Below are 1,080 nucleotides of genomic sequence, written 5' to 3' on the forward strand. Positions count from 1 at the left end.
TCGACACCACCTACTCTCCCCCCCCCCCCCCCCCTACCTCCCGTCGGCCCCCCGGCTCCATTTTTGTGTTTTGCGAACGTGAAGGAGTCCGACAAGTCGGGACTTCCGCCCAGACGCGGAGGGTCCCGACATGTCGGACAATGGAGAAGGTGCGCGGGCCAGGAGGCCGGCGCCAAAACCGCGTGACGGCAGCGGGAGTTGCACGGATGCCCGCGCGGTGAAGCTGAAGCAGCAGAAGGAGTCACCACGATGTCGAACGAGCCCCAGGACCGTCCCGAGCGTCGATCGGACGACGGCCGAGGCTACGAGCCCCGGTCCCGTGGGGGCTGGTCGAACGACCGTGGCGGCTCCCGCCGCGACGACCGCCCCTCTGGCGGCGGTTACCGCCGTGACGACCGTGACGACCGTCCGCGTCGTGACGACCGTCCCTCCGGCGGTTACGGCCGTGACCGTGACGACCGTGGCGGCGACCGCGGCGGTTACCGCGGTGGCGACCGCCCCTCTGGCGGCGGCTACCGCGGTGGCGACCGCCCGGCCGGCGGCGGGTACCGCCGTGACGACCGCCCCTCCGGTGGGTTCAACCGCGACCGCGATGACCGCGGTGGCTACCGTCGTGACGACCGTCCGTCGGGCGGGTTCAACCGCGACGACCGTGGTGGCGACCGCGGCGGTTTCCGCGGTGGCGACCGTCCCTCCGGTGGTTTCAACCGCGATGACCGCGGTGGCGACCGTGGCGGCTACCGCGGTGGCGACCGCCCGTCCGGTGGCGGTTTCCGTCGTGACGACCGTCCGTCCGGTGGTGGCTTCCGTCGGGATGACCGTCCGGGTGGCTTCAACCGTGACCGTGACGACCGTCCGCGTCGTGACGACCGTCCGTCGGGTGGGTTCAACCGCGACGACCGTGGCGGCGACCGCGGCGGTTTCCGCGGTGGCGACCGTCCCTCCGGTGGTTTCAACCGCGATGACCGCGGTGGCGACCGTGGCGGCTACCGTGGCGGCGACCGCCCGTCCGGTGGCGGTTTCCGTCGTGACGACCGCCCCTCCGGTGGTGGCTTCCGTCGGGATGACCGTCCGGGTGGC

1 pseudogene is annotated in these 1,080 nt (G+C 72.5%); it reads left to right on the plus strand.

What is annotated here, in order from left to right:
- Nucleotides 1-225 precede the first annotated feature (225 nt).
- Nucleotides 226-1,080 (plus strand): annotated as a pseudogene (locus ACFV0O_RS04035) (hypothetical protein); the annotation flags it as partial.

It is taken from the genome of Kitasatospora sp. NPDC059577 (genome assembly GCF_042735475.1).
In the GTDB taxonomy this organism is placed as follows: domain Bacteria; phylum Actinomycetota; class Actinomycetes; order Streptomycetales; family Streptomycetaceae; genus Kitasatospora.